The sequence below is a fragment of the Microbispora sp. CL1-1 genome (genome assembly GCF_012034195.1).
GTDB lineage: Bacteria > Actinomycetota > Actinomycetes > Streptosporangiales > Streptosporangiaceae > Microbispora.
On sequence record NZ_JAATEK010000109.1, the window covers coordinates 1 to 2171 of the forward strand.

Below are 2171 nucleotides of genomic sequence, written 5' to 3' on the forward strand. Positions count from 1 at the left end.
GAAGCCGTCAAGAAATAAGGCGTTGCTTCGTGATCTTCGGCTCGTTGAGATGGTATGGCGATCTCCAGCGAGGTCCGCGGCCAACTCGCGCGGAAATTCGAGGCATTACGCCCGCATCTGAACGAACGACAGCATCGGCTGGTGCTGGCGACCGAGGCGCGGCTGCTGGGACACGGTGGGGTGCGGGCTGTCGCTCAGGCCGCTGGGGTCAGCGAGACGACCGTCCGTAACGGCATCTTCGAGCTGGAAGAAGGCCGGAAGCCGCTTCCGGCAGGTCGTGTCCGACGACCCGGGGGTGGTCGCAAGCGTGTTGAAGACGACGATCCGGCCGTCCTGACGGCGCTGCTGGGGCTGGTGGAGCCGGATGAGCGCGGCGACCCGCAGTCCCCGCTGCGGTGGACGACCAAGTCGCTACGCCACCTGGCCGCCGAGCTGACCCGGCAAGGACACGGTGTATCGGCGCCCACGGTAGGACGATTGCTGAAGACGGCCGGGTTCAGCCTGCAAGCCAACGTCAAGACCCTCGAAGGCGCCCAGCACCCCGACCGTGACGCCCAGTTCCGCTATATCAACGAGCAGGTCAAAGCCCATCAGGCTGACGGCGAGCCGGTGATCAGCGTGGACACCAAGAAGCGGGAACAGCTGGGCCGGCTCCCGATGACCGGACGCGAGTGGCGCCCCAGGGGCGAGCCGATCGAGGTCGAAGACCACCACTTCTTCTTCTCCGGTCCGGACGTCGAGCAGGCGATCCCGTACGGGATCTACGACATCACGGCCAACACCGGCTGGGTGAACGTCGGTGTCGACCATGACACCTCGGTGTTCGCGGTGGAGTCCATCCGCCGCTGGTGGAAAGCGCGCGGCCGCCACGACTACCCGTCCGCCTCACGGCTACTGATCACTGCGGACGCGGGCGGCTCCAACGGTTACCGTTATCGGGTCTGGAAGAGCGAACTGGCCGCGTTGGCCGCCGAGACCGGGCTGGTGATCACGGTCTGTCACTTCCCGCCCGGCACCTCCAAATGGAACAAGATCGAGCACCGGCTGTTCTCCCACATCACCCTCAACTGGCGCGGCAGGCCCCTGACCAGTCATGACGTAGTGGTCAACACCATCGCTTCCACCCAGACCAGTACCGGACTGCGGGTGGAGGCGGTTTTGGACACCGGCGACTACCCGACCGGTGTCGCGATCAGCAAGGAGCGCTTCGCCGCCCTGCCCCTGGAACGACACGCCACCCACGGCACCTGGAACTACACCCTGCGCCCAGTAATGGCCGACGACCCGGCCACGTCCCAGCCGGTGAGCGAGGGCGACGGACCCGCGCAGCGGCGCCAGGCCATGCTGCTGCGTCTGGCCGATCCGCGGCTGACCGGCATGAGCACCCCTCAACTACGCCAGCTGGCCACCGCGCTCGCGCCTGCACAGGCCGCCCGCACCCAGGAACGGCACAGCCGGCAACGCGGCGGCCGAGCTCGGCGCGCCACCGGCAACCTCCGCGCCAAGCCCTTGTTCGACGCCGCCGCCCGCCTCCTGCTCACGCTCCTCTACCAGCGGCAGGTCTGTTCCATGAAGGTCCTGGCCGACCTTCTGGAGGTCACCGACGTCTGCATCGCCGACCTGGTGAAGGAGACCCGCAGAGTCTTGGAAGACCACGGCCACCACGCCGGAGCCGCTCAGGTCCGCTTCGCCAAACCCGCCGCTCTCCTCGGCTTCTTGGACACCGGCCAGCGCCCCGCACGAGCCGTGATCATCGATCAACTATCCCATCCGGTTCTGACCGGGATCAGCCGCGACGAACTCCGTCTCCTCATCCAGCGCCTCGCCGCAGCACAGGTCGCTCAAGGCGAGCGCCTCGGCTACCAGCGGCGGGGCGGGCACCGCCAGCCCGGGACCCGATCCGGCGTCTTCCCCCAGAAGATCAGCAACAGCGAACGGGTCGTGCTCACGATTCTCTACCAGCGGAAACTCTGCACGATGGATGTCCTGGCCGACGTTCTAGGCGATGTCAGCAGATCGTCCATCGGCAACGTCATCCGCGAAACCCGTCCCCTGCTCCAGCAAGCAGGCCACATTCCCCCCGACGCGCCAATCCGATACCGCACTGCAGCAAATCTGCTCGCCGCAGTGCCAAACGACCGCGACACACCGACAAGTTGATCTTTTACGGC

At 66.7% G+C, this 2171-nt stretch carries 1 protein-coding gene; it reads left to right on the forward strand.

Going from position 1 to position 2171, the window contains the following annotated elements; all coding sequences use genetic code 11:
• Window positions 1-54 precede the first annotated feature (54 nt).
• Window positions 55-2160 (forward strand): ISAzo13 family transposase, encoded by a 2106-nt coding sequence (locus tag HCK04_RS40095; RefSeq protein ID WP_142652744.1) that lies wholly within the window; start codon window positions 55-57, stop codon window positions 2158-2160.
• Window positions 2161-2171: the final 11 nt, after the last annotated feature.